Annotated in this window: 25 protein-coding genes, 2 tRNA genes and 1 pseudogene; 10 read left to right on the top strand and 18 right to left on the bottom strand. The window is 66.8% G+C overall.

Translation table 11 applies throughout. From position 1 onward, the window contains the following. Positions 1–2: 2 nt before the first annotated feature. The 4 genes from G9465_RS13410 (at position 3) to G9465_RS13395 (ending at position 4479) form a co-directional block, all read left to right on the top strand. On the top strand, positions 3–1658 hold the full coding sequence (locus G9465_RS13410; RefSeq protein ID WP_166970803.1) for an electron transfer flavoprotein subunit alpha/FixB family protein: 1656 nt from the start codon (positions 3–5) through the stop codon (positions 1656–1658). Continuing rightward, the gene (locus G9465_RS13405; protein ID WP_166970801.1) at positions 1651–3309 is read left to right on the top strand and encodes an FAD-dependent oxidoreductase; all 1659 of its coding nucleotides are present in this window, start codon (positions 1651–1653) and stop codon (positions 3307–3309) included. The genes G9465_RS13410 and G9465_RS13405 overlap by 8 nt, the downstream gene beginning before the upstream one ends. 1 nt (position 3310) lies before the next feature. After that, positions 3311–3670: a hypothetical protein gene (locus G9465_RS13400; RefSeq protein WP_166970799.1), complete on the top strand. Its 360-nt coding sequence runs from the start codon at positions 3311–3313 to the stop codon at positions 3668–3670. 77 nt (positions 3671–3747) lie between these two features. Beyond that, positions 3748–4479: a GNAT family N-acetyltransferase gene (locus tag G9465_RS13395; RefSeq protein ID WP_166970797.1), complete on the top strand. Its 732-nt coding sequence runs from the start codon at positions 3748–3750 to the stop codon at positions 4477–4479. On the opposite strand, the gene G9465_RS13390 is transcribed toward G9465_RS13395, so the two are convergent. The 3 genes from G9465_RS13390 to tmcA are packed head-to-tail and all read right to left on the bottom strand — an operon-like array spanning position 4476 to position 7377. Beyond that, the gene (locus tag G9465_RS13390) at positions 4476–4640 is read right to left on the bottom strand and encodes a hypothetical protein (protein WP_166970795.1); all 165 of its coding nucleotides are present in this window, start codon (positions 4638–4640) and stop codon (positions 4476–4478) included. The two genes, G9465_RS13395 and G9465_RS13390, sit on opposite strands and share 4 nt — an antisense overlap. Further along, the gene (locus G9465_RS13385; protein ID WP_166970793.1) at positions 4637–5131 is read right to left on the bottom strand and encodes a DUF456 domain-containing protein; all 495 of its coding nucleotides are present in this window, start codon (positions 5129–5131) and stop codon (positions 4637–4639) included. The genes G9465_RS13390 and G9465_RS13385 overlap by 4 nt, the downstream gene beginning before the upstream one ends. Then, complete coding sequence (tmcA, locus tag G9465_RS13380) at positions 5128–7377, bottom strand: tRNA(Met) cytidine acetyltransferase TmcA (RefSeq protein ID WP_166970791.1); 2250 nt, start codon at positions 7375–7377, stop codon at positions 5128–5130. Before tmcA ends, G9465_RS13385 begins: the two co-directional genes overlap by 4 nt. Before the next feature lie 272 nt (positions 7378–7649). Between tmcA and rpl7ae the strand changes: the two genes are divergently transcribed. Genes rpl7ae through G9465_RS13355 form a run of 5 tightly spaced genes read left to right on the top strand, consistent with a single transcriptional unit; the run spans position 7650 to position 9356 of the window. Continuing rightward, complete coding sequence (rpl7ae, locus tag G9465_RS13375; RefSeq protein WP_166970789.1) at positions 7650–8012, top strand: 50S ribosomal protein L7Ae; 363 nt, start codon at positions 7650–7652, stop codon at positions 8010–8012. Positions 8013–8023: 11 nt separating this feature from the next. Then, positions 8024–8251 carry a 30S ribosomal protein S28e gene (locus G9465_RS13370; RefSeq protein WP_166970787.1) on the top strand — a complete coding sequence of 76 codons (228 nt, stop codon included), beginning with the start codon at positions 8024–8026 and terminating at the stop codon, positions 8249–8251. A gap of 2 nt (positions 8252–8253) precedes the next feature. Further along, positions 8254–8601 carry a 50S ribosomal protein L24e gene (locus G9465_RS13365; protein WP_166970785.1) on the top strand — a complete coding sequence of 116 codons (348 nt, stop codon included), beginning with the start codon at positions 8254–8256 and terminating at the stop codon, positions 8599–8601. Continuing rightward, on the top strand, positions 8598–9062 hold the full coding sequence (gene ndk / locus G9465_RS13360) for a nucleoside-diphosphate kinase (protein WP_188995712.1): 465 nt from the start codon (positions 8598–8600) through the stop codon (positions 9060–9062). Before G9465_RS13365 ends, ndk begins: the two co-directional genes overlap by 4 nt. A gap of 54 nt (positions 9063–9116) precedes the next feature. Further along, positions 9117–9356: a glutaredoxin gene (locus tag G9465_RS13355; RefSeq protein ID WP_166970781.1), complete on the top strand. Its 240-nt coding sequence runs from the start codon at positions 9117–9119 to the stop codon at positions 9354–9356. On the opposite strand, the gene G9465_RS13350 is transcribed toward G9465_RS13355, so the two are convergent. The 3 genes from G9465_RS13350 to G9465_RS13340 are packed head-to-tail and all read right to left on the bottom strand — an operon-like array spanning position 9347 to position 11637. Next, entirely contained in the window at positions 9347–10021 is a 675-nt protein-coding gene (locus tag G9465_RS13350) for a hypothetical protein (RefSeq protein WP_166970779.1), read from the bottom strand. The genes G9465_RS13355 and G9465_RS13350 overlap by 10 nt on opposite strands. Positions 10022–10061: 40 nt before the next feature. Beyond that, the gene (gene msrB / locus G9465_RS13345; RefSeq protein WP_166970777.1) at positions 10062–10472 is read right to left on the bottom strand and encodes a peptide-methionine (R)-S-oxide reductase MsrB; all 411 of its coding nucleotides are present in this window, start codon (positions 10470–10472) and stop codon (positions 10062–10064) included. A 49-nt stretch (positions 10473–10521) separates the two neighbouring features. Next, a complete protein-coding gene (locus G9465_RS13340; RefSeq protein ID WP_166970775.1) occupies positions 10522–11637 on the bottom strand; it encodes an NADH:flavin oxidoreductase in 1116 nt (371 codons plus the stop codon). Positions 11638–11777: 140 nt separating this feature from the next. On the opposite strand from G9465_RS13340, the gene G9465_RS13335 reads away from it, so the two are divergent. Continuing rightward, complete coding sequence (locus G9465_RS13335) at positions 11778–12812, top strand: YhjD/YihY/BrkB family envelope integrity protein (RefSeq protein WP_166970773.1); 1035 nt, start codon at positions 11778–11780, stop codon at positions 12810–12812. 24 nt (positions 12813–12836) lie between these two features. Here the strand turns inward: G9465_RS13335 and G9465_RS13330 are convergent. The 12 genes and pseudogenes from G9465_RS13330 to G9465_RS13275 form a co-directional block, all read right to left on the bottom strand. Next, positions 12837–12910 (bottom strand) — tRNA-Thr (locus G9465_RS13330). Between the two features lie 30 nt (positions 12911–12940). Further along, positions 12941–13408, bottom strand: coding sequence for a GNAT family N-acetyltransferase (locus tag G9465_RS13325; protein ID WP_166970770.1), 468 nt, complete (start codon positions 13406–13408; stop codon positions 12941–12943). 48 nt (positions 13409–13456) lie between these two features. Next, positions 13457–14029, bottom strand: coding sequence for a CBS domain-containing protein (locus G9465_RS13320; protein WP_166970768.1), 573 nt, complete (start codon positions 14027–14029; stop codon positions 13457–13459). Positions 14030–14248: 219 nt separating this feature from the next. Next, the gene (locus tag G9465_RS13315) at positions 14249–14587 is read right to left on the bottom strand and encodes a hypothetical protein (RefSeq protein ID WP_166970766.1); all 339 of its coding nucleotides are present in this window, start codon (positions 14585–14587) and stop codon (positions 14249–14251) included. 73 nt (positions 14588–14660) lie between these two features. After that, the gene (locus G9465_RS13310; protein ID WP_166970764.1) at positions 14661–14960 is read right to left on the bottom strand and encodes a DUF5785 family protein; all 300 of its coding nucleotides are present in this window, start codon (positions 14958–14960) and stop codon (positions 14661–14663) included. 53 nt (positions 14961–15013) lie between these two features. Then, positions 15014–16399 carry a PGF-pre-PGF domain-containing protein gene (locus G9465_RS13305; RefSeq protein WP_166970762.1) on the bottom strand — a complete coding sequence of 462 codons (1386 nt, stop codon included), beginning with the start codon at positions 16397–16399 and terminating at the stop codon, positions 15014–15016. Positions 16400–16670: 271 nt separating this feature from the next. Further along, positions 16671–16754 (bottom strand) — tRNA-Ser (locus G9465_RS13300). A gap of 40 nt (positions 16755–16794) precedes the next feature. Beyond that, on the bottom strand, positions 16795–17535 hold the full coding sequence (locus G9465_RS13295) for a hypothetical protein (protein WP_166970760.1): 741 nt from the start codon (positions 17533–17535) through the stop codon (positions 16795–16797). An 80-nt stretch (positions 17536–17615) separates the two neighbouring features. Further along, positions 17616–18242 carry a uracil-DNA glycosylase family protein gene (locus G9465_RS13290; protein ID WP_166970758.1) on the bottom strand — a complete coding sequence of 209 codons (627 nt, stop codon included), beginning with the start codon at positions 18240–18242 and terminating at the stop codon, positions 17616–17618. A 1-nt stretch (position 18243) separates the two neighbouring features. Continuing rightward, a pseudogene (gene aroC / locus G9465_RS13285) lies at positions 18244–19440 on the bottom strand (chorismate synthase). Positions 19441–19507: 67 nt separating this feature from the next. Beyond that, complete coding sequence (gene aroA / locus G9465_RS13280) at positions 19508–20794, bottom strand: 3-phosphoshikimate 1-carboxyvinyltransferase (protein ID WP_166970756.1); 1287 nt, start codon at positions 20792–20794, stop codon at positions 19508–19510. A 75-nt stretch (positions 20795–20869) separates the two neighbouring features. Further along, positions 20870–21184: a DUF6069 family protein gene (locus G9465_RS13275; protein WP_166970754.1), complete on the bottom strand. Its 315-nt coding sequence runs from the start codon at positions 21182–21184 to the stop codon at positions 20870–20872. Between the last annotated feature and the right edge of the window lie 244 nt (positions 21185–21428).

The following is a 21428-nucleotide window of genomic DNA, read 5'->3' as shown; positions in this document are numbered from 1 at the left end:
CCATGCCAGCAATAGACCCCACTGAGTACGAGATCGCCGAACTCGGGCCGAAGATAACAGACGTCGACGACGCCGACGAGTTGCACGAGATGTTGGAACTGGAGGAAGCGGGCGAGGACCGCGCTCCGGTGAAGACGCTCATCGAGGACCGCATCGAGAAGGTCGAAACCGAGGACGACGGCGAACTCGACCCCGAGACGGTCGACCTGACAGCGATGACCGTCGCTGACATCGCGAACATGGTTCGCGGCGTCGACGACGCCGACGTCCTGCGGGACGTCCTCGAACGCGAACGCGAGGGGAAGGAACGCAAGAGCGCCATCACCCAGATAGAGAACCGCATCGACTCCGTCGAAGGCAGCGAAGAGCAAGCGGGCGAGGACGTCGAGTACGTCCCGCCAGAGGAGAAGTACCCCGAACTCGACCACCCGACCAACGACAAGCAGTGGGTCGAGGGGACCGTCGGCGCGGAGTACCGCGACATGTGGGTGTACTGCGAGACGCAGGCGGGCGAACTGGTCGACGTCTCGAAGGAGATGCTGGGGAAGGCCCGCGATCTGATGGACCAGTACAACGCGGACTACGACGCCGAGGAACGCGTCGTCGCCGTCCTCGTCGGTGCCGACGCCAGCGACCACGTCGAGGACGTCACCGCCTACGGCGCCGACCTCGTGGTCTACATGGAGGACGACCGCCTCGAACGGTTCCGACACACGCCTTACACCGAGATAGTCACCGATATGTCTCGGGCGGGGGGCGAACTCGCCAGCGAGGGTCACGAGGACGTCGACTGGAAGGACTACCACGAACCGCGCTATACGATATTCCCCGCGACGAACAACGGCCGGGACCTCTCGGCGCTCGTCCAGGGGGCGCTGGACTCGGGCCTCGCGTCGGACTGCTCGGGGCTGTACATCGAGGAGGCGATGATATCCAACCCCGCGAAGGTCGGCACCGCGGGCGACAACAAGGAGTTCGAGCGCGTACTTCACATGAAACGGCCGGACTTCTCCGGGTTCGAGTACTCGACCATCCTCTGTATCGACAAGCCCAACCGGGACTTTCACCCGCAAGGGGCGTCCGTGATTCCGGGCAGTTTCGAGATTCCGGACCCGGACTACGACCGCGAGGCCGAAGTCGTCGAGTACGAGATGGACCTCGACGACGAGTGGTTCGAGGTGGACGTCACGGAGTTCGACCGCCTCTCGGGCGGCGTCGACCTGACCGGGAACGAGGTGGTGGTCGCCGTCGGTCGAGGCATCGGCGACGACCCGACGACGGGCATCGAACTCGCACTCGACCTCGTGGACGCCTTCGAGGACGCCGACCTCGGCCTCTCGCGGGGCGTCATCACCTCCTCGTACGCGTTCGACAGCCACGTCGAGCAGTACGTCACGGAAGCGCGCCAGATAGGCGAGTCCGGGCAGGTCGTCGAACCGGACGTCTACATCGCCGCGGGCATCTCCGGGGCCATCCAGCACAAGGTCGGCTGTGACGAGGCAGACACCATCATCGCCGTCAACACCGACCCGGAGGCCGACATCCGGGACTTCTCGGACTACGTCATCGAGGGGGACCTCTTCGAGGTGCTCCCGCGACTGACTGAGGCCGTCGAGAAGGGGGAACTGGCCGCGGCCGTGGAGGCCAGCGATGACTGACCACGAACACTACGAGGCCGTCGTCGTCGGGTGTGGCCCGGGCGGGGCCGCCGCGGCGGCGAACCTCGCACGCAACGGCGTCGAGACGCTCGTCCTCGAACGGGGCGTCGACGCCGGGTCGAAGAACGTCTCCGGCGGCCTCATCTACGCCGAGGAGTCCGCACCGTACACCATCGACGGCCTGTTCCCGGACTTCCGCGAGGAAGCGACCGAGCGACCAGTCACCGAGAACTACATCCACAACGTGGCCGGCGACACGGTGAAGACGTTCGACATCGGTGACCTGCACCACCACGACACGGCGTGGGCCGACTCGGTCCTCCGCCGCCGGATGGACTCGTGGCTCGCCGACCGCGTCCACGAACTCACCCACGAGACGGGCGGCGGCCTGCTGACCGAAGTCCACGTCACCGGCCTCCTCCGTGAGAGGGGGGAAATCGTCGGCGTCACCTGCGAGGAACTGGACCCGATAGAGGCCGACATCGTCGTCGCGGCCGACGGCGTCAACTCCGAACTCGCCCGTGACGCCGGCCTGATGGACTGGGAGGACCCCGACGAGTGGTTCCAGGGGGTCAAGGCCGTCGCCGAGATGGACCCCGACACGATAGACGAACGGTTCGACATCGACGCGGACGAGGGCGAGGCCCACCTGTTCTCGGGCGACCTCTTCGATGGGGTGCGTGGCGGTGGGTTCCTCTACACCAACGAGGCGTCGCTGTCCATCGGGACGGTGTTCCACCTGGACTCCATCGCCGAGGAACGGGCCGAACCGCAGGAACTGCTCGACGGCCTGCTGACTCACCCGCTCATGGCCCAGTGGCTGGGCGACGACTACCACGAACTGGAGTACAGCGCGAAACTCGTCCCGGACTCGAAGAAGGCGGCGCTCACCGCCCCGCACGAGGACCGCCTCGTCGTCGTCGGCGACGCCGCCGGCCAGATGCAGGCTCAAGGCCCCATCATCAAGGGGATGAACCACGCCGTCACGGCCGGGGCGCTGGCCGCCGAAGCCTTCGCCGACGCCCGCTCTCGGGGCGACCCGCACCGCGCCGGCGAGTTCTACGAGCAGAAACTCCACGACGAAGGAGTCATGGACAAACTGCGACCGACCAGCTACAGCGTGGTGGGGAAACTGGGCGAAATCGGGCCGATAGACGGCGTCGCGAACGCCGTCGTGGAGTCGGCCGTCGGTCGATTCGGTGTCCGTGCGGCCGAGGGACTGGTCGAACGGGCCTACAACTCCCCGACGCTCGTCTCGATGATTCCCGACACGAAACTGCCCTACGTCACGCTCCCGACGGTCATCGGCGAGGAACTTGGCGAGCGCGTGACCGACGAGAACCACGTCCAACCGCCCGAACTCGACGACCGCATCGGCGACCTGACCTACGACGTGGGCGACCCGCACATCGAACTCGTCGACAACTCCTTCGAGGCGTCCGGAACCGCCGTGACTGCGTGCCCGGTCAGCGCGACGGACTTCGGCGGCGGGTGTTACCGCGACGAGATGGTCCAGACGAACGGCCACGAGGAACACCTCGTGAGTCTGGACACCCAGCCTTGCGTCGAGTGTGGTACCTGCGCCGTCGTCGCCGACACCGAGTGGGAACACCCCGCCGGTGGCAAGGGCGTCGAGTTCGAACAGGGCTGAGATGAGCCACCAGTACCGCGACCGGATTCGGGCGCTCGAACGCCGGGCCGACGAGATCGCCGCGGACTTCGACCCGGACCCGCCGGACGAGGAGCGGGCGATGAACATACTCAGGCGGGGTGTCGGCCCGACGGTGTCGCTGTACTGTGAGGCCCGGACCGGCGGGCAGTGGGTCCGCTTCGACGAGGCGGCCTTCGACCGTCTCGAAGCGACGCTGAACCAGTGGCTGGGGCTGTACGCCGCCTGCTATGGGGTCGAACTGGACGGGACGTACTCCGTCCGCACGGCCGCCGAACTGCTCGTGGACACACACGACGTGCGGGACGTCGTGACGGTGCTGACCGGCGTTCCCGACCGGTAAGCATCGACGTATTCGGAAGTGTGTTATCAGTCCTCACGTGACAAACAATTAAATACTGGTGTGTGGTAACAGAACCCATGGAACTCACAGAGCCACTGCAGTTCGATCACGTAGACCGGCAGGACATCTACGAGTACGTCGAGTCTCACGGCCGCGTCGACGCCGAGAAGGTACGCAAGGCCCTGCAGATGGAGCCACGGCCGTTCGGCCACCACGTCGCCATCCTCCAGCGCGCCGGCATGTTAGAGCGCGACGGGGACGAACTCCGCATCGCCTACGAGGACTCGGACACGCAGGAGTTCGAGACCGAGGAGGTGGAGTACACCATCCGGCAGGCCCGGCAGGAGGACCTGAAGGGTCTCGTCGGGGCCATCCGCGCAGCTATCGGGAGCGGGGCCTACGTCGACGCCGAGACGCTCGCCGACATCATCGACAGCGAGGGCGTCCTCCTCCGACACAACGAACTGGAGTCACGCATCTTCTTCGTGGCTTGCGTCGACGACGACGTGGTCGGCTGGGTCCACGTCAAACACCCCGAAATCGAGAAGCTCAGCCACACCGCCGAACTCACGCTGGGCGTCCTCGTCCAGTACCGCGGGCAGGGCATCGGGTCACACCTCCTCGAACGCGGCACCGAGTGGGCGAGCGACCACGGCTACGAGAAACTGTACAACTCTGTCCCCTCGATGAATCAAGACGCAATCGACTTCCTCGAAGCCCACGGCTGGGCGACGGAAGCCGTCCGCGAGGACCACTACAAGTTCGGCGACGACTATGCGGACGAGGTGATGCTGGCGAAGGAACTCTAGGACCAGTCGTCCACAGCGTCATCGAGCGGTTCGGCGACGACGCCGTCTTTCTGTGCTAGCACGCGGGCGTGGGCGGTACAGAGGAGCACGTTGTCGGCCCACGGGACGTGTAGCTCCACTGCGGCCTCGTTCTCGCAGTCCGTCTCCTCGCAGGTGGTCATACGAGCGCGACCACCAGCATCGTCACCAGAATCGACCCGGTGAGCAGTGCCTGTACGACGCCGGAGGCGAGCATCCCGGCCGTCGTCACGAGCGCGGCTTTCAGCCCCTTCCGTGCGTCCTCCTGTCGGTAGAACTCGACGGCGAACACCGTCGCGGCGACGCCGAGGATGATACCCAGCGGCCCCGTCAGGAAGAAGAGGACGAGGCCGACGAGTCCGGCGAGGACGGCCGTCGCGTTCGATGCGCCGCCGACGCGGGCCGCGACGGCCCCGCCGACGAAGTCGACGACCCACGTCAGCACGCCGACGACGGTCAGCACCGCCAGTAACAGCGTCCCGGGTTCGGTCATGCCGGTGGCGACCCAGTAGAGGTAGACCCCCGCGAGCGACACCGGTGCCCCCGGCATCTGCGGAATCAGGCTGCCGACGACGCCGGCGACCAGCAGTGCGAAGGCGAGACCGACGAGCAGCAGTTCCATCCCCGGTGTCATGTGTGGCGGTCGAGTTCCTCCTGTACCCACTCCTCGCCGTATAGCCGTGTCAATCTTTCGACGGCTCCGCCGAGTGCACGCATGCACTGCCGGCGCGAGACGAACTCCAGTTCCGCTGTCACGTCGTCCCACGGTCGGGCCTGCAGCACTTTCCTGACGAGCAGTCGCTCCTCACGGTCGCTGAGGGCGTCCTCGTCGGCGGGCGCGACGAGATGGCGCACCGTCAGCGCGCGGAACGGCGCGGGGTTCGTATCGAGGATGGCGGCACCGCCCGGGACGCCAGCGACGAGTCGCCACTCCCACGCCGAGAGGTCCGGGTCGGGCGTGGCGTCGACGGCCCGGAGCGTCTCCCGAACCACGTCCGGGTCGCAGTCGTCCAGCGTGTCCGACAGCACCGCGCCGACGCGGTCACAGAACCACCCGGCGTGCCGGGCCGCCAGTTCCGCCCCGGCCTCGGAACAGGGGTCGACCATCACGGCCGAGTACTCCCCGCTGGTGTCGTTCCGCGAGGTGGAGAGGTGGACGGTGCCGTAGCCGTTCGCCCGCCAGAACCGCACGAGTTCCGGCGTCGCGCCGTAGCCGACGCCGACCCAGTCCACCTCGTCGGCGAACTCTGCCCGAATCTCGCCGAGGAGACGCGACCCCAGTCCCCGCGACCGGACCGCGGCGTGCGTGGCGATGCGGAGGACGCGTTGTCCGACAGGGACGCCAGCGTCCTCGTCGCGCAACTGCGTCGTCAGCACGTCCGGCACCATGTTCCCGCGGATGCGCCCGCCCTCGTACATGGTCGCCCGCGTCTCGGCCGGGAGGCCGCCCTCCCGTGCGAGCAGTGCGACGGCGACGACGTGGCCGTGGTGCATCAACGCCCGCACCGAGAGGTTCGGCGCGTCGAGCAGACGAGCGAGGTCCGCCGGCTCGGTGCGGTAGTGGGCAAGCACCAGCAGTCCGAACACCTCACGGAGCAGATGCTCGTCGGCGAGCAAGTTCGCCGTCGAGAGGCGGCGGTACGTGACCGTCTCCGGTGTGGCGTCGGCGACCAACTGCTCGGCGGGCGGGCGGGCGTCGAGCAACAGCGCCCGGAACGCCCACACCTCGACGGGGTCGGCCTCGGCGTAGCGAATCGGCGTCGTCATGGTCACGTCCGTCACCGCGTGGGCGCTCTCGGACAGACGGTCGCGAAAACGGACCGAGAACCCGCGACCGGCGCCCTCGTAGCCGTGGACGGTCGTCGTGAACGCGACGGCCGGCGCGTCGAGCAGGGATTCGAGACGCCGGACGGGGAGCGCGGCGGCCTCGTCGACGACCACCACGTCGGGGTCTTCGGGCAGTTCGACTGCGACGGCGGGCTTCGCGAACCGTATCCGGCCGCCGTCCTCGCCATCGACGGCGAGTTCGTGGGGCGCCTCCGGCCTGTCTGGCGCCACGTCGACGCCGAGCGTCTCGAACAGCGCCCCCGCCCGGACGAACACCTCGGCGGCGCTCCGGTACTGCGGCGCGGTCACGAGGACGTCCGTCCCGTCCAGCGCGAGGTTCGCCGCGGCGAGGCCGGCGGCGCTGGACTTCCCGCGTCCCCGGTCGGCCTCCACGACGACGGCGTGACTGGGTGCGCGCAGTGACTCGAACGCGTGGACGGCGTCGCACTGGTCGGTGGTGAGACAGGCCTCGTAGGTCTCCGGTCGGAAGACTGCGTCTTTGGGTGGTGCAGGCGGTTCGGGCGGGCGTCGTGGCGGCGGGTCGGTCAGGCCGTCGCTCTCGACGGTGTCGCCGTCCGCCTCGACGTGGACGATGGCGACGCCCCGGTGTGCCCGGAGCGTCTCGACCAGTCGGCGTCGGAAGCGGCCGCTCACGTCGTCAACGTCGAACGGCGGCACCGCAAGCGTCTCGTCGAAAGCGTCACGCAAGTCCGGCCACTCGGAGAGCGGCGGCGTCAGGAGGACGAGGAGACCGCCGCCGTCGACCGCACCGACGGCGGTTCCGAGCGCGTTCGGTCGGAGTTCCGCGTGGGCGTCGACGACGACCGCGGTCCGGGTCCGACCGAGCAGTTCCCCGGCGCGGGCCTGCTCGTGGCGTTCGCAGTCGAGGAACGGGTCGGGTCCGAGCAGCGTCGTGTCCGGCCGGGGAACGTCTGCGGCGTCGAGGGCGTCTGCGGCACGGTCGCGCGTCCGTTCGGGGTCGCCAGCCAGCACGAGCAGTCGGCGCTCGTTCGACCGGCGGGCTTCCTCTCGGAGCGACCGTGCGAGGTCCATACTGACGAGTGGCACCGGCGGAGGCATGGGCGTGACGGTTCCTCGGACCGCGGTCCGCGGGCGGCCCCCGGACGATGGCTGTGCACCGCGTTCGCACGCCGTTTCGGCTTCGAAAGCGCTTTTAGGGCCGGTGGCACAGAATGGTGTACAGCCTGTGCCGGGTTGATGATGCTCCCAGCCCTTTTAGGACTACGCGCACCGCCGCGGTGCGCCGCGGGAACGCCCGCGACGGCGGGGGAGCCTGAGCCCGCGCGCAGGAGGTGACCATACAAATGCCAGTATACGTAGATTTCGACGTTCCGGCCGACCTCGAGGACGACGCCCTCGAGGCGCTGGAAGTCGCACGAGACACAGGGAGCGTCAAGAAAGGAACCAACGAGACGACCAAGGCCGTCGAGCGCGGCTCCGCCGAACTCGTCTACGTCGCCGAGGACGTCCAGCCCGAGGAGATCGTCATGCACATCCCCGAGTTGGCCGACGAGAAGGGCGTCCCCTTCATCTTCGTCGAACAGCAGGACGATCTTGGCCACGCCGCCGGTCTCGAAGTCGGCTCGGCTGCCGCCGCCGTCGTCGATGCGGGCGAGGCAGAGGGCGACATCGAGGACATCGCCGCGAAGGTCGAGGAGCTTCGGTGAGGTGACGACGGATGAGTGCTGAGGAATCCGAAGGCAACGGCGCCACGCCCGCCGAGGTCATCGAGATCGTCGGCAAAACGGGGATGCACGGCGAGGCCATGCAGGTCAAGTGCCGCATCCGCGAGGGCGAGAACCAGGGGCGCATCATCACGCGCAACGTCCTGGGTCCCGTCCGAGAGGGTGACGTGCTCCAGCTCCGCGAAACGGCCCGCGAAGCCGACTCCATCGGGGGGCAGTAACGATGCCACAGACGCGCGAATGTGACTACTGCGGCGCGGACATCGAACCCGGTACGGGCACGATGCTCGTCCGGAACGACGGCACGACCATCCACTTCTGCTCCTCGAAGTGTGAGAACAACGCCGACCTCGGTCGCGAGGCTCGCAACCTCGGCTGGACGGAGTCCGGCTACAACGCGAGCGGCGAGAAGCAGGCCGAGGACGAGGCCGCGACGGAAGCGGCTGACGCAGACGAGAACGACGACGTCGACGCCGCACCCGACCTCGAAGCCGCAGAGGAAGACGTCGAGACTGCTGACGACGAAGGCGACGAGGACGACGAGGAAGAGGCCGAGGAGGCTGAAGCCTGATGTCGGACGAGCGTACCTTCGTGATGGTGAAGCCGGACGGCGTCCAGCGCGGTCTCATCGGGGACATCGTCTCCCGCTTCGAAGAGCGCGGCCTGAAGATGGTCGCTGGCAAGTTCATGCAGATCGATCAGGACCTCGCCGAGGAACACTACGGCGAGCACGAGGGCAAGCCGTTCTTCGACGGCCTCGTGGACTTCATCACGTCCGGTCCGGTCTTCGCGATGGTCTGGGAAGGTCAGGACGCGACGCGACAGGTCCGAAAGATGATGGGCGAGACGGACCCCGCCGAGTCCGCCCCCGGAACCATCCGCGGTGACTACGGGCTAGACCTCGGTCGGAACGTCATCCACGGCTCCGACCACGAGGACGAAGGCGCCAACGAGCGCGAAATCGCTCTCTTCTTCGACGACGACGAACTCGTCGACTGGGAAAGCGTCGACGAGACCTGGCTGTACGAGTAAGCCGGGTTCTCCGCGACCACACGTTCTTTGCCGTTCGCTCCGATAGTGCCACCCGTGAGCCGAACGCTCTATCAACTGGACGGCTGTCCCTACTGTGAGAAAGTGGCCGACCGACTGGACGAACTCGACGTCGAGTACGAGAGCATCTGGGTCGAGGCGCTCCACTCCGACCGGGACGAGGTCAAGCGCATCTCGGGGCAGCGCGGCGTGCCGGTCCTCGTCGACGACGAGTACGGCGTCACGATGGCCGAATCAGAGCGCATTCTGGAGTTCGCCGAGCAGACCTACGCCTGACGACCGAAGGTAAGCGCCGCACCGATGGTCACGAACACCAGCGGGAACAGCACAAAGAGGACGCCGGTGAAGTAGGGGTCTGGCTGCTGGCTGGCCGACCCGACGACGCCCTCCGCCGTCGTGAGGTCCCACCGCTGGACCATCGTCAGTGAGCCCACGAGGCCGACGGCGAGATACCCGACAGTGAAGCCGACACCGACCAGCGCCGCTTCACGGAGACGGCCACCGCTCGGATTCCGGCGCCGTCGCCCCTCGAACAGCCCCCCGGCGACGGTCAACGCGACCACGGGGACGAGGAAGTAGACGACTGGTGAGACGCTCGCCCCACCGTTGGCCAGCGAGAGGTAGAGGTCGTTTCCGTACGGCGACCCGGCTATCTGAATCGTGGCCCGCAGCACCGTCGGGACGTGGTGGGCGTTGAACAGGACGTGGGCGTACTGGATGAACACCGCCGCCGTCGAGTCGATGGCGGGGACGCTCCGGTCGACCGACGATGGGCCGACGACGAACAGCGCCGCGACGACCAGATACTCGAGGACGAACGTTCCGATAGCCGCCGTGCTCGCCTCCGTCCACGGGAACGTCCGGAGGGGGACCGACAGAAAGGTGTCGTCGGCGTCTCCGCTCGCGGCGGCTGTGTCGTCGGTATCTGCTTGGGTTGTCACTGCTTACCATATCGATGCACGAAAGATGAGTCTGGTGGTCTTACCGCTCCTCGGGTTCGAACGCAAGCGCCGCGCCGTTGATGCAGTAGCGCTTCCCCGTGGGTTCGGGGCCGTCGTCGAAGACGTGGCCGAGGTGGCCCCCGCAGTTGGCACAGACGACTTCGGTCCGGCGCATCCCGTGGCTCTCGTCGAGTCGCGTCTCGACGGTCCCCTCGTCGTAGACGTCCCAGAAACTCGGCCACCCCGTCTCGGAGTCGAACTTCTCCTCGCTGTCGAACAGTTCGGCGCCACACCCGGCGCAGGTGAACACGCCCGATTGCTCGACGTCCAGCAGGTCGCTGCTGAACCGCGGTTCGGTGCCGGCCTCGCGGAGGATGCGGTACTCCTCGTCGGTCAGTATCTCCCGCCACTCCTCGTCGTTGTCGGGCAGCTCGCCCTCTTGTTCGCTCATACCCGCTCGTAGGGGCCGGAGGGGTATAAGCCCACGTCAGCGCCCCGGTTCAGTCGTCGGCCGGCGACCGCTTGTCGGGGAGTTCGTGGGCCGATATCGACGCTTTGGGGGCGAGGAACCTCGCGGGGTCGAACGCCGTCAGGTCCTCGTCGTTTGCGACCCGGTCGGGCCAATCGGGGTTCGCGAGCGCGCTCGTCGCGAGCGTCACGAGGTCGGCTCCGTCGTCCACTGCCTGCCGGGCGGCGTCGGGGTCGCCGAGGCCACCGTTGGCGATGACCGTCGTCCCCTCGGTGACGTGTTCGGCGGCCGCCTCGGCGAGCGTCGGTCCCTCATCGCCGAACGTGGGACTGGTCGCGTTCGGTTCCGTGGTGTGGACGTAGTCCGCACCGGCGGCGGAGAGGCGCTCGAAGAACACTGCCGCTGCGTCCTCGCCCTCGGGCCACGCGTACTCGTCGTTGGTCACTCGGGTCTGTGAGAGACGGATGCCGACGACGAACTCGTCCGGCACGGCGTCGTGGACGGCCGAGACGACCGACTCGGGGTAGCGGACCCGCGCGTCCGGACCACCGCCGTACTCGTCGTCGCGCCGGTTCATGTCCGCCGCGAGGAACTCGTTGAGGAGGTACCCGTTGGCGGCGTGAATCTCGACGCCGTCGAACCCGGCCTCGTGGGCGTTCACTGCGGCGTCGACGAACCCATCGCGAGCGGCGTCGAGGTCGTCTTCCGTGGCTCGCTTCGGTTCGGGGAACTCGCCGCTCCCGCCGTAGGCTTCGGCCTTCTCGGCGTCCGGGCCGACGGTCGACGGTGCGAGGGTCGCCTCGCCGTCGACGTGGGGGTTCCCCTGCGTCTGTGCCCCGCCGTGCATCAGTTGGGCGACGACGGGTGCCCCGGCATCGTGGACAGCGTCTGTGACCCGTGACCACGCGGTCACGTGGTCGTCGGTGACGAGTCCCGGCTGGTTCAGATATCCCTGACTGTAGGCGTCGTCGGTGTAGACGCCCTCGGTGATGAGTACCGAGAAGCCACCGTCGGCGAACTTCGCGTAGTAGTCGGCCATCTCCTCGGTGGCCCGACCGTCTGCGGTCGCGCTCACCCGCGTCATCGGCGCGAGACCGACCCGGTTATCGAGCGATAGCGTCCCGAGCGTCGTCGAGTCGAACAACATCTCGGATAGGGGTACGCGAGGGTCGGCATTAACCGGCCGTTCGGAGTATGCCGAATCGTGTGTCGGCTCCCCGCACTGCGCTTCAGTCGGGGGAGACGACGGGACGCTGGCTATTTGCACGGCGGCGTCGAAAGCCGGCCATGCACGTCGACGCCGCCCGCGGGACGGAGGTGCTGGGGGCGATTATCCACGAAGCGAGGACCGAGAAGATAACCTTCATGGCCGGTTCTATCGCGTACCACGCCTTTCTCTCTATCCTCCCGCTGTTGTTGCTCGTCCTGACACTCGTCCAGCGGACGCAAAACGTCGCCGTGCGCGACTCCGTCGTCGGCATCATGCAGGCCGTGCTGACCGAGCAGTCCAGCGAACTCATCCAGCAGGGGTTGACCGAAGCGGACGCCTCCGTCTCCCTGCTGGGCATCGCGTTCCTCGTCTGGGGCGCGCTCCGCATCTTCCGCGGTCTCGATACGGCCTTTTCGGACATCTACGAGACCAGCAGCGAGAACACCTTCGCCGACCAGTTGCTGGACGGGTTGCTGTTGCTCGCCACCGTCGCGGTGGCCATCGTCAGCGTCGGCGTCGTCGGCAACCTCGTCTCCATCTCTGGCGACGGCGCCCTCGGTACGGTGCTCCGGGGGGCGGTGACGGCCGTTGGCCTGTTCGTGGTGTTCTACCCCATGTACTACGTCTTCCCGGATACCGACGTCTCGCTGGCCGAAGTCGTCCCCGGAACGGCCCTCGCTGCTGTCGGCCTCACCGTCGCACAGGCGCTCTTTACTACGTTCAAGTCCGGCAGCGCCGGGTCCAACCTCGTCGCCAGTATCCTCGTTCTCCTCACGTGGCTTTACGTCATCGGCCTCGTGGTGTTGCTGGGCGCCGTGGTCAACGCCGTCCTCTCGAACCGCTCTGCGGACGTCGACATCGCACCGGTCGTCGGCGGCATCACGGAACGAGCGACGGACGGTCGCGCGCCCGTCGACCGCGCCGTGTTGCTCACCGAACTCGACGGCCTCGCCGACCGTCTCGCCGACGGCGAGGCGGCCGTGACGATAACCGTCGGGGAGGAGACGGTGACGCTCGTCCCGCCGCAGACGGCCACCGTCGACCGAGAGCCGAGCGTGTTCGGATTGGACGACTCGGTGGCGATGACGCTCCGCTGGTGGCCTGACGACTAGGCGGGTCGACGTGGCGACGAGAAGAGCCAGGGGTGGGATTTGAACCCACGAACTCTCGATTACAAGTCGAGTGCTTGGACCACCCAAGCTCCCCTGGCGCTCGCGTTCGTCCGTTGCAGGGGGACTGTTTAGAGAGTATCGTTTTCCGTCGACTTTTCGAGTTCGATTCGGTGGGGGGCGTAGCCGTGGTCGGCGTAGAACCGGCGGGCGGATTCGTTCGCGGCCATCACCTCCAGCGCCACGGCTGTGGCACCGTTCTCGGCCAGCGCTTTCTCGCCAGCGGAGAGGAGTTCGCTGCCGATGCCCTCGCGGCGGTAGTCGGGGCGGACGTAGATGTTCTCGATGAGGCCCCGCGTGCATCGCTGTTCGTAGCGCCCTCGCTCCATCGAGACCATGACGAATCCGACGAGCGTCTCCCCGTCACGGGCGACGAGCAGTTCGTCGGCGACGACTCGCTGAAGCACTGCCTCGCGTATCGCGGTCCGATTCTCGGACGCGAGGAGGTGAGAGCCGTAGGTCTGCTGGTCGCGTGCGAGGGCAACCCACTGGTCGACGACGGCGTCCACGTCGGCCGCTGTCGCGAGCGTTATTTCCACAGGATATCTCGGATGCACGAGTCCAAAACAGTAGTGCCAAAGCGGGTATCAGACGTCCCGACAGTCCGTACACAGCAACTGACCGTTGAACGACGCGAGGTTGCGGGTGAAGGTCCCGCAGGCAGAGCAGATGCCCTGTTCTTCGAAAGAGTCCTCGGCGGCCGTCGTTTCGTCCGTCGTCGCCCCCTGTCCGGTGGGGGCCATCTGGGCTTCCTCGCGGACCTGCTCTGTCGTTTCGCTCTCCAGTCGCGCGGTCGAGAGGATGTCGTGTTCGGTCAGCGTCCCGAGCGGTTCGCCGTCTTCGGTGACGAGGACCCAGTCTGACGACCACGCGGCCATCTGGTCACGCGCTTCCGGGAGCCGGGCGTCCGGTGAGATGGACGGGACCGATTCGGTCATCACCTCGCCGACTGTGGTCGATTCGAGGGTACCTTCGGAGACGAGATAGCCGAGGATGTCCACTTGCGTGATTACGCCGACTGGATCGTTACCACGAAGGACCAGTGCGGTCGGTTCGTCTTCCCGAACCAGGAGTTCGGTCGTCTCGAGGAGATCGTCAGATTCGCTCGCGCCGACGTACTCGCGGTTCATCACCTCCCGTACGGAGACCGGATCGTTCATGTGTGTCTTTATCTGCCGAGGCGGCTAAAAGATACCTCCATCACGCTTATGCTACGTGGTACCGAAGACCAAGGTTGGTTCTCTCCCCACCGATTCAGATCGACCTGCGGGTATGACTGCGCCGAACCCGTCGAGCGCCGTCCCGCAACGACGGCGGACACGCCTAGCCGACCGAGCGGCCGCTATGCGTTATCGGTGACGACGGGTCGGCGGACCGAATCAGGTCCGCCCTCGGCCGACGATACCCCGGCGCCGTAGCTCGACGGCCCCCAGCATCGAGTCGTACTCGACGACCCCTGTCGCCGTCAACTTCGGGATGTGTTCGGTGAACAGTTCGTCACGCATGATCTCTCGGTCGGCATCACTGACTGTCGACTCCGGAATCCCGCGCTGGCGGGCGACGACGGCCGTCGCGAGGTCGCCGACGACCATCGCTCGGTCGCGTTCGTCGAGAATCGACAGGGCTAGGCGCCGACTATCCTCCGACAGCAGGTCGTCGACGACGGCCTCCGGTAGCTCCGCCGGGTCGGAATCGCCGTCAGTGCCTCGTGTCGCCATAGTGGAGCGTACGACAGTCTCCTACAAGTATGTGTCGTGGACTCACACCACACGGAGAGCGTCGCCTCGTCACTCAGGCGTGTTCGAGACGGTAGGGCCACAGGTCGGCCTCGCGGAGCGCCCGACCGAGGGCCCTGTGGAAATCTGGGAAGTCCTCGAACTCGCCCTGATCGACGTACTCGAATATCTCCTCGACGCTGACGACCGTCTCGTAGTCGATACGGACCGGATGGTCGCCGTACTGCTCGACGTACTCCTCGGCCGTGAGCGGGAAGTCCTCGTCTTCGTCGATTTTCTTCGCGAGGACGGCGTGTCCGTACTTCCGGCGGCCTTCGCTGCCCTCTTCACCATCTGGGTCGTGCGGCCAGTCCATACGTGTGGCTGGGTACAGCGACACAAAAAGGATTGCTCTCCGGCGACTCGACCCTAGAGTTGGTCGAACCCGCCGCCGCTGCCACCGCCGCCGCCACGGCGAAGCACCAACACGAGACCGAAGAACACGACGAGAGCGACCCCGATGCCGCCGCCGAGGTAGACGGTGTCGATGCCCATCACCGTCGCCGGGACGCCCGGTGGGACCGAGATAGCGGGGCCGCTATCGGACGCTGTGGTCGCTGCGGACGTGGACTGACTGGCGGTAGTCGTCGCTTCCGTCCTCGTCGGGGTGTCGTCTGCGACCTGTCCTTCCGAGATGACGATGCTCCCGGCGTCGTCGTCGTTCAATGCGAGTTCGTAGGTACCGGCCGAGCTAACGTCGTGGGTGAGACGAACGGTGCGCTCGCTGTCTGCCGGCATCGTCACCGTCGTCGCGTTCACTCGCTCGTCGTTGACGACCATCGTCCCTTCGTACTCACCGGCGACGCTGCCGTTGTTCCTGACGACGGCTTCGAGGACGAGGCGCTGGCCACTGTCTAACTGCGTCGTGCTCAGCGACGTGTCCTCGACGGTGAACTCGGGTTCGATACGGCCGGCAGCGAACGTCGAGAACTCCGTCGCCGTCACTTCGTAGACGACGCTACTCGCTCGCTCCTCGACGATAGCGGTGTCGAGCGACTCCCACGAGGACCCGTTGCGGTGGTACAGCGTCACCTCGCTCTGGTCGAGGCCGACCTCGCGGAGTCGGGACCGGTCGAGCGAGAACCGAACCGTGGCCTGCTCGATGTCCGCCGTCGAGTCGACGGTGAAGACGCTGGCGACGGTCGCCGACCTGCCAGACGGGACCTCTACCGTCGCCGCCGACGGGTCGGTGTACTCGATTATCTGCTGTGTGTACGACGACTCGCCCGTCTGGACGGTCCACGTCTCGACGGCGAACGAGCGGTTCGTCGCGCTCGGGATGTCGAGCGTGTACGGGCGCGTCGTCGAGACGGACCCCGCGCGCACTTCGATGGTTCGCTGGGCAGCGTCCGTGCTCTCGACCGTCGCCTTCGCCCGCTGAACCTCGACGAGTCCGGCCTCGCGGTCGTTGACCGAGAGTCTGTAGGTCCCGGGTGAACTGAACGAGACCGTCTGGTTGACCTGCACAGACTCGTCTGCCGCGACGACGACCCGTTGTGAGGCGAAGTCGCTACCGTTGCGCTTGAACTCGAACGTGAACCCACCCGACTCGTCGCCGAGGTTCTTCACTCGGGCGGTCACGGTCACGTTCTCGCCGACGAGGACCGTCGACTCCTGTACGTTCGCGTTCGAGAGATACATACTCGGTGCCGCCGCCGCGGGTGTCGCAAGCGCCCCGGCGACGAGGAGGACTACGAGACCTACGGAAACACACCGGCTCCCGATGTCCCATTCGGACCAGATGTCTGGCTGCATCACGTAGTCTTGACCCGTACCAGTGGCTTAAAACCGCCCGGTCGTTACCACGGTTTTTTGAACTATCGTTGCTGAAAAATACGTCGTCGTACCAGATCTCGATACACTCGGTCACCCGTCACCATCGGCGCCAGACAGCCGACTCGCGCGTCGTTGCTCTCTAGACGCACGGTCGGGCTGGGAGGTAAATCCGATGCCAGAGTACTGCGCTCGGTCTACCGTGGTCCGACTGTCAGTCGTACCGGTCCCTCTCGCGTGACTCGGAGCAAAACGGTGGGGCTGGGATTTGAACCCAGGAATCCGTGAGGATACCGGTTTTCAAGACCGGCGCAATAGGCCACTCTGCCACCCCACCGCAGGCACTGCTAACGGGCGATTCCTCTAAGGCCTATCGATTACTCGCGAACCAGCGTTGGGTCGCCGTCGGCGTCTCGCACACGCAACCCCAACTCGTCGAGGACCTTCGTCGTCCGCGGCGGCACCACGCGTCCGGTCCGGACACGGGCGCGGAGCAGGGGGACGACCGTTCGGAGGTCGGCCGGCGTCTCGACGACGGGGTTCGTCGGGAGGAAGTCGACGCCGTGGTCGGCGTCGGCGGCCCGGTCGACGAGCGTTTCGACGGCCGGCGTGGTGTAGGCGTCCTCGAAGTCTATCGGGTCGGCGAACCCGGCGTAGTACACGCGGCCGTCGGTCGACGGCCCGAGGACGACGTCGCTGGAGCGGAGTTTCATCGCGGCGCTATCTATCTGCTGGCGAGCGAGCAACGCGGCGGTCGGTTTCACGGCGGCGACGGTGGCCACGCCCTCTCGGTCGAGCAGGTGGGTGACGGTGTTGCCGATGCGGCCGGCGAACGTCGACCCGACCTGTACCTCGTACCGGGCCTCGCCGGGGTTTTGCAGGGCGTCGTCGAGTGGCTCTCTGACCGCCGCCTCTGGGTCGACGCCGTCGGGCACCTGTTCGCCGGGACGGTAGTTGACGAGCAACTCTGCACCGCTGGCCTCGACGGCGCGACAGACGTCGCCAAGCATCGCGGTGTAGAGGGCTGTCGCCTCGGATTCGTCGAGCGGTCCCGCGGCCAACTCGGGCAGGACGAACCCCTCGACTGGGGGGTCCGCGAGGACTGCGACCGTAGTCATACGTCACTCTGGGGCCGTCTGTGGTTAGTCGGTTCCGTTCTGTGTACGAGACGAGAACATCCGGGTAGGCGACGACGGAGCTATCGACCGCGTCGTCCCTTCGTCTGGCGGTAGTCCTGTCCGAGGACGTCACTGAAGTGCTCTACGAACGCCTCTCGTTCGTCGTCGGTCTGCTCGGCGGGCGGGAGCATCGGCAGAATCTCGAAGCCACGGCCGCGGATGGTCGTCGCGTGGCGTTCCTCGATGTCCAACTCGTCCTCGCTCAGCGTCGTGTACTCGAAGGCCAGTTCTTCGAGGGGGCGCTGGCCGACAGGGAGTAGAATCTCGGGGTTTATCATCCGTATCTCGCTGTTGAGGTACGGTTCGCAGTTCACGACCTCCTCGTCCGTCGCCGCTCGGTCGGGGTGGCGACACCGGGTGACGTAGGTGAGGAAGACGTTTTTCAGGTCCGGTTCGGCGGCGTCGGTGTCCTCGACCATGTCGACGTTGCGGAGGACGTCCAGCAGTTCGCGATCCGTCTCGCCGGTGAAGGGGATGCCAGACTCGTCGGCGCCCTCGCTCGGCGAATCGCCGAGGACGACGAACTCCGCGCCGACGTCGCCGTAGCCGTGGACGACGCTCTCCCGGGTCTCACACAGCGCCGGGCAGTTCTGACAGTTCTCGTCCATCCCGAACGGGTTCGCGATGGACTCCTGATTGGCGTCCATGCTAGTCCTCGTCGACGGTCTTGGCGTGCGTCTCCGCGTCCTCGGGGTCGTTCTGCGGGCTGGACGGGTGGTAGTCGGTGTCGTACTCGCCGGGGCGGCCGTCGAGGCGGTCGGGGTTGATGCGGCCGCCCAGCAACATGAAGTCAAGCACCGTACAGTACAGCATCGCTTCGACGACGGGGACGGCACGGGGCGGCAGGACGGGGTCGTGACGGCCCGTCACGGTGATTTCCTTCTCCTCGCCGGTCTCCCAGTCGACGGTCGTCTGGGTCTTCGGGATGGAGACAGGCGGATGCCAGCTAACTTCGCCGTAGATGGGCTGACCCGTGGTGATACCGCCCTGGATGCCGCCGTGGTCGTTGCCCTCCGGCACCGGGTCGCCGTTCTCGTCGAACGCCCAGTCCTCGTTGTACTCGCTGCCCGCCGTCGTCCGGGCCTCGCGGCCGATGCCGTACTCGAAGTCGTTGACCGCCGGGATGGAGTACATCGCCTGTGCGAGACGCGACGGGAAACTGTCGAACCGCGGGGCGCCCAGTCCGCGGGGGACGCCGCGACACTCGAAGTAGATGGCGCCGCCGATGGAGTCGCCCTCTTTCTGATACTGGTCGGCCAGTTCGCGCATCTCCTCGGCGGCCTCGGGGTCGGCACACCGGACCTCGTTCTCCTCGGAGTGTTCCAGCATCTCCTCGAAGGTCACGTCGTCCGCCTCGACGTCTCCTATCTGGCAGACGTGAGCCTTGATTGTCACGTCGTAGTCGGACTGCTCTAAGACCTGCTTTGCGACGCCGCCGGCCGCGACCCAGTTGACCGTCTCGCGGCCGAGGAGCGGCCGCCGCCGCCCCAGTTGCGCGTTCCGAACTTCGCCGAGTATGTGTAGTCGCCGTGGGAGGGGCGCGGGGCCGTGATGAACGGTTCGTACTTGCCGGAGCGGGCGTCCTTGTTCTGGATGACCATCCGATGGGCGTCCCCGTCGTGTAGCCGTCCTGCACGCCGGAGTTGAGTTTCACCTTGTCCGGTTCGCCCGCGAGGTCGTAATCATCGACTGACCGGGTTTGCGCCGGTCTAAGTCCTCCTGAATCTGCTCTTCGGAGAGTTCGACGCCTGCTGGAACGCCCGAGACCGTACATCCCATGGCCTCCCCGTGTGACTCGCCGTAGGTCGTCATCCGAAAGAGACGACCGAACTCGTTGCCGTTCATTAGCAACGTTTCGGGGGCGGGGGCATTTGAACCTTGTAGATGCGTACCCCGGTTCGCTGACTGACGGCTACCGGTCGACGGCCGCACCCAGACCCGACAGCACGTCGAAGAAGTTCGGGAAGGAGACGTCGACGTGTTCAGCCCCCGTGACGGTTGTCTCGCCGTCGGCGACGAGGCCGGCGACGGCCAGCGACATGATGATGCGGTGGTCCGCACGGCCGTCGACCGTCGCACCGTGCAGGTCCGTGTCCTCGCCGTAGACGACGAGTTCGTCCTGCTTCTCTTCGACTTCGGCACCCATCTTCGTCAGTTCCTCGGCCATCGCGCTCACGCGGTCCGTCTCCTTGTAGCGGACGTGCTCGGCGTCCGTGATGCGGGTGACGCCGCCGGCCGCCGCGCCCAGCGTCGCGATGGTCGGCAGGAGGTCCGGCGTGTCCTTGACGCCGACTTCGATACCCGACAGCGCCGACCGTTCGACGGTAATCTCGCCGTTCTCGCGGTCCCAGTCCAGCGTCGCGCCCATCCGGTCGAGGATGTCGACGATAGCCGAGTCACCCTGCGCGCTCGGGAACGCCGAGGTGACCGTCACCGCGTCGTCGCCCGCCAATGCGCCCATTGCGAGCAGATAGCTCATCGAGGAGAAGTCGCCGGGGACGTGGTAGGTGCCGTCCTCGGGGTCGTAGGACTGCCCGCCGGCGACGGTGTAGCCGTCGTCGGTCTGTTCGGCCGTCACGCCGAAGTCAGAAAGCACTTCGAGCGTGATGTCGACGTACGGCGACGATTTGAGTTCGGTCGTCAGTTCCACGTCGATGCCCGTGTCGGTGACCGCGCCGGCCATCAGGAGGGCGGTGATGTACTGCGAGGAGACGTCGCCGGGGATGGCGACGGTGCCGCCGCCGATGCCGTCGCCGACGACGAGGGGTGCCTGCCCGTTCGCACGCGTACTCTCTGCGCGCCCGCCGAGTTGCTCGATGGCGTCGAGCAGCGGTCCCTGCGGGCGCGAGCGGAGCGAGTCGTCGCCGGTGAGGACGGTCAGGTCGTCTTGCAGGGCGGCTGTCGCCGTCACCAGTCGCATCGTCGTCCCACTGTTGGCGCAGTCGATGACGTCGTCGGGTGTCTCGGGGCGGCCGTCGAAGCCCTCTACCGCGATTGCGCTCTCGTCGCTCCGGTCGACGGTGCCACCGTAGGCGCTGACGGCGCGCATCGTCGCCTTCGTGTCGGCGCTGACGAGTGGGTCGTGAACGGTCGCGCCGCCAGCGTATCCGGCGGCGAGGATGGCCCGGTGCGTGTAACTCTTCGACGGCGGGGCCTGCGTGGTCCCCGCGACCGCAGACTCGCGTATCGTGACGTCCATGTCCGGGCGATTGCGGGCGGGCGACAAGAGGCTACCGCTCTGAGAAACCGAGCGAGGACGGACGTGACGGCTCGTTCAGAGCCGAACTGCGCCGACGACGAAGGCCACCAGCGGCACGGCGACGAAGTTACGGACGGGCCGATCGGTCAGGCGGCCGAGCGCGGCGTAGGCGACACCCGCGCCGACGCCGGAGACGGCCGTACTGGCGACGACCGGAGCGGCCGCGAACGGACTCGTCTGCCCGGTCGCGCCGACCGAAAGAGCGAGCGCGTCGACGATAGCGAGAACCACCAGCGAGGCGACGATAGCCGCGAGGACGCCGAGCGTGGTCCGTCGGGTGAGTTCACCGGCGTTCTGTGCCATCGGATACCGCGACGAAATCGTTGCCATAGGTCCATCGTACGTCGGTTCAGAGCTTACACAGCTACTGTGGTCACGGCTATCGTGTGACTGGACACTCGTCGTTCGAACGCCGCCCGGACAGTCTCGTCTCTGTCTAGCCCGGTCGGTTCGCTCCCGATGTCTCCCCGGCGCCCGCTGGCGTCCACTTCAGGGCGTTGACGTGGTAGCGATACGCGAAGCGGAGGGGCCACCGCGCGTGGTCGTGGCCGATTTCCCGCGGACCGTCGACTGT

Origin of the sequence: Haloarcula sp. JP-L23 (assembly GCF_011602445.1) — an archaeon.
Classification (GTDB): Archaea; Halobacteriota; Halobacteria; order Halobacteriales; family Haloarculaceae; genus Haloarcula; species Haloarcula pellucida.
This window is presented reverse-complemented; position numbering and strand designations above follow the sequence as displayed.

What these genes read in the sequence shown, in the direction of transcription:
- G9465_RS13405 (WP_166970801.1), top strand. Translation starts at nt 1,651, where the DNA reads ATGACTGACCACGAACACTACGAGGCCGTCGTCGTCGGGTGTGGCCCG.
- G9465_RS13315 (WP_166970766.1), bottom strand. Translation starts at nt 14,587, where the DNA reads ATGGCGACACGAGGCACTGACGGCGATTCCGACCCGGCGGAGCTACCG.
- G9465_RS13410 (WP_166970803.1), top strand. Translation starts at nt 3, where the DNA reads ATGCCAGCAATAGACCCCACTGAGTACGAGATCGCCGAACTCGGGCCG.
- G9465_RS13275 (WP_166970754.1), bottom strand. Translation starts at nt 21,184, where the DNA reads ATGGCAACGATTTCGTCGCGGTATCCGATGGCACAGAACGCCGGTGAA.
- G9465_RS13370 (WP_166970787.1), top strand. Translation starts at nt 8,024, where the DNA reads ATGAGTGCTGAGGAATCCGAAGGCAACGGCGCCACGCCCGCCGAGGTC.
- G9465_RS13290 (WP_166970758.1), bottom strand. Translation starts at nt 18,242, where the DNA reads ATGGACGCCAATCAGGAGTCCATCGCGAACCCGTTCGGGATGGACGAG.
- G9465_RS13395 (WP_166970797.1), top strand. Translation starts at nt 3,748, where the DNA reads ATGGAACTCACAGAGCCACTGCAGTTCGATCACGTAGACCGGCAGGAC.
- G9465_RS13295 (WP_166970760.1), bottom strand. Translation starts at nt 17,535, where the DNA reads ATGACTACGGTCGCAGTCCTCGCGGACCCCCCAGTCGAGGGGTTCGTC.
- G9465_RS13335 (WP_166970773.1), top strand. Translation starts at nt 11,778, where the DNA reads ATGCACGTCGACGCCGCCCGCGGGACGGAGGTGCTGGGGGCGATTATC.
- G9465_RS13390 (WP_166970795.1), bottom strand. Translation starts at nt 4,640, where the DNA reads ATGACCACCTGCGAGGAGACGGACTGCGAGAACGAGGCCGCAGTGGAG.
- G9465_RS13340 (WP_166970775.1), bottom strand. Translation starts at nt 11,637, where the DNA reads ATGTTGTTCGACTCGACGACGCTCGGGACGCTATCGCTCGATAACCGG.
- G9465_RS13400 (WP_166970799.1), top strand. Translation starts at nt 3,311, where the DNA reads ATGAGCCACCAGTACCGCGACCGGATTCGGGCGCTCGAACGCCGGGCC.
- G9465_RS13385 (WP_166970793.1), bottom strand. Translation starts at nt 5,131, where the DNA reads ATGACACCGGGGATGGAACTGCTGCTCGTCGGTCTCGCCTTCGCACTG.
- tmcA (WP_166970791.1), bottom strand. Translation starts at nt 7,377, where the DNA reads ATGGACCTCGCACGGTCGCTCCGAGAGGAAGCCCGCCGGTCGAACGAG.
- G9465_RS13310 (WP_166970764.1), bottom strand. Translation starts at nt 14,960, where the DNA reads ATGGACTGGCCGCACGACCCAGATGGTGAAGAGGGCAGCGAAGGCCGC.
- msrB (WP_166970777.1), bottom strand. Translation starts at nt 10,472, where the DNA reads ATGAGCGAACAAGAGGGCGAGCTGCCCGACAACGACGAGGAGTGGCGG.
- aroA (WP_166970756.1), bottom strand. Translation starts at nt 20,794, where the DNA reads ATGGACGTCACGATACGCGAGTCTGCGGTCGCGGGGACCACGCAGGCC.
- G9465_RS13365 (WP_166970785.1), top strand. Translation starts at nt 8,254, where the DNA reads ATGCCACAGACGCGCGAATGTGACTACTGCGGCGCGGACATCGAACCC.
- G9465_RS13320 (WP_166970768.1), bottom strand. Translation starts at nt 14,029, where the DNA reads ATGAACGATCCGGTCTCCGTACGGGAGGTGATGAACCGCGAGTACGTC.
- rpl7ae (WP_166970789.1), top strand. Translation starts at nt 7,650, where the DNA reads ATGCCAGTATACGTAGATTTCGACGTTCCGGCCGACCTCGAGGACGAC.
- G9465_RS13305 (WP_166970762.1), bottom strand. Translation starts at nt 16,399, where the DNA reads ATGCAGCCAGACATCTGGTCCGAATGGGACATCGGGAGCCGGTGTGTT.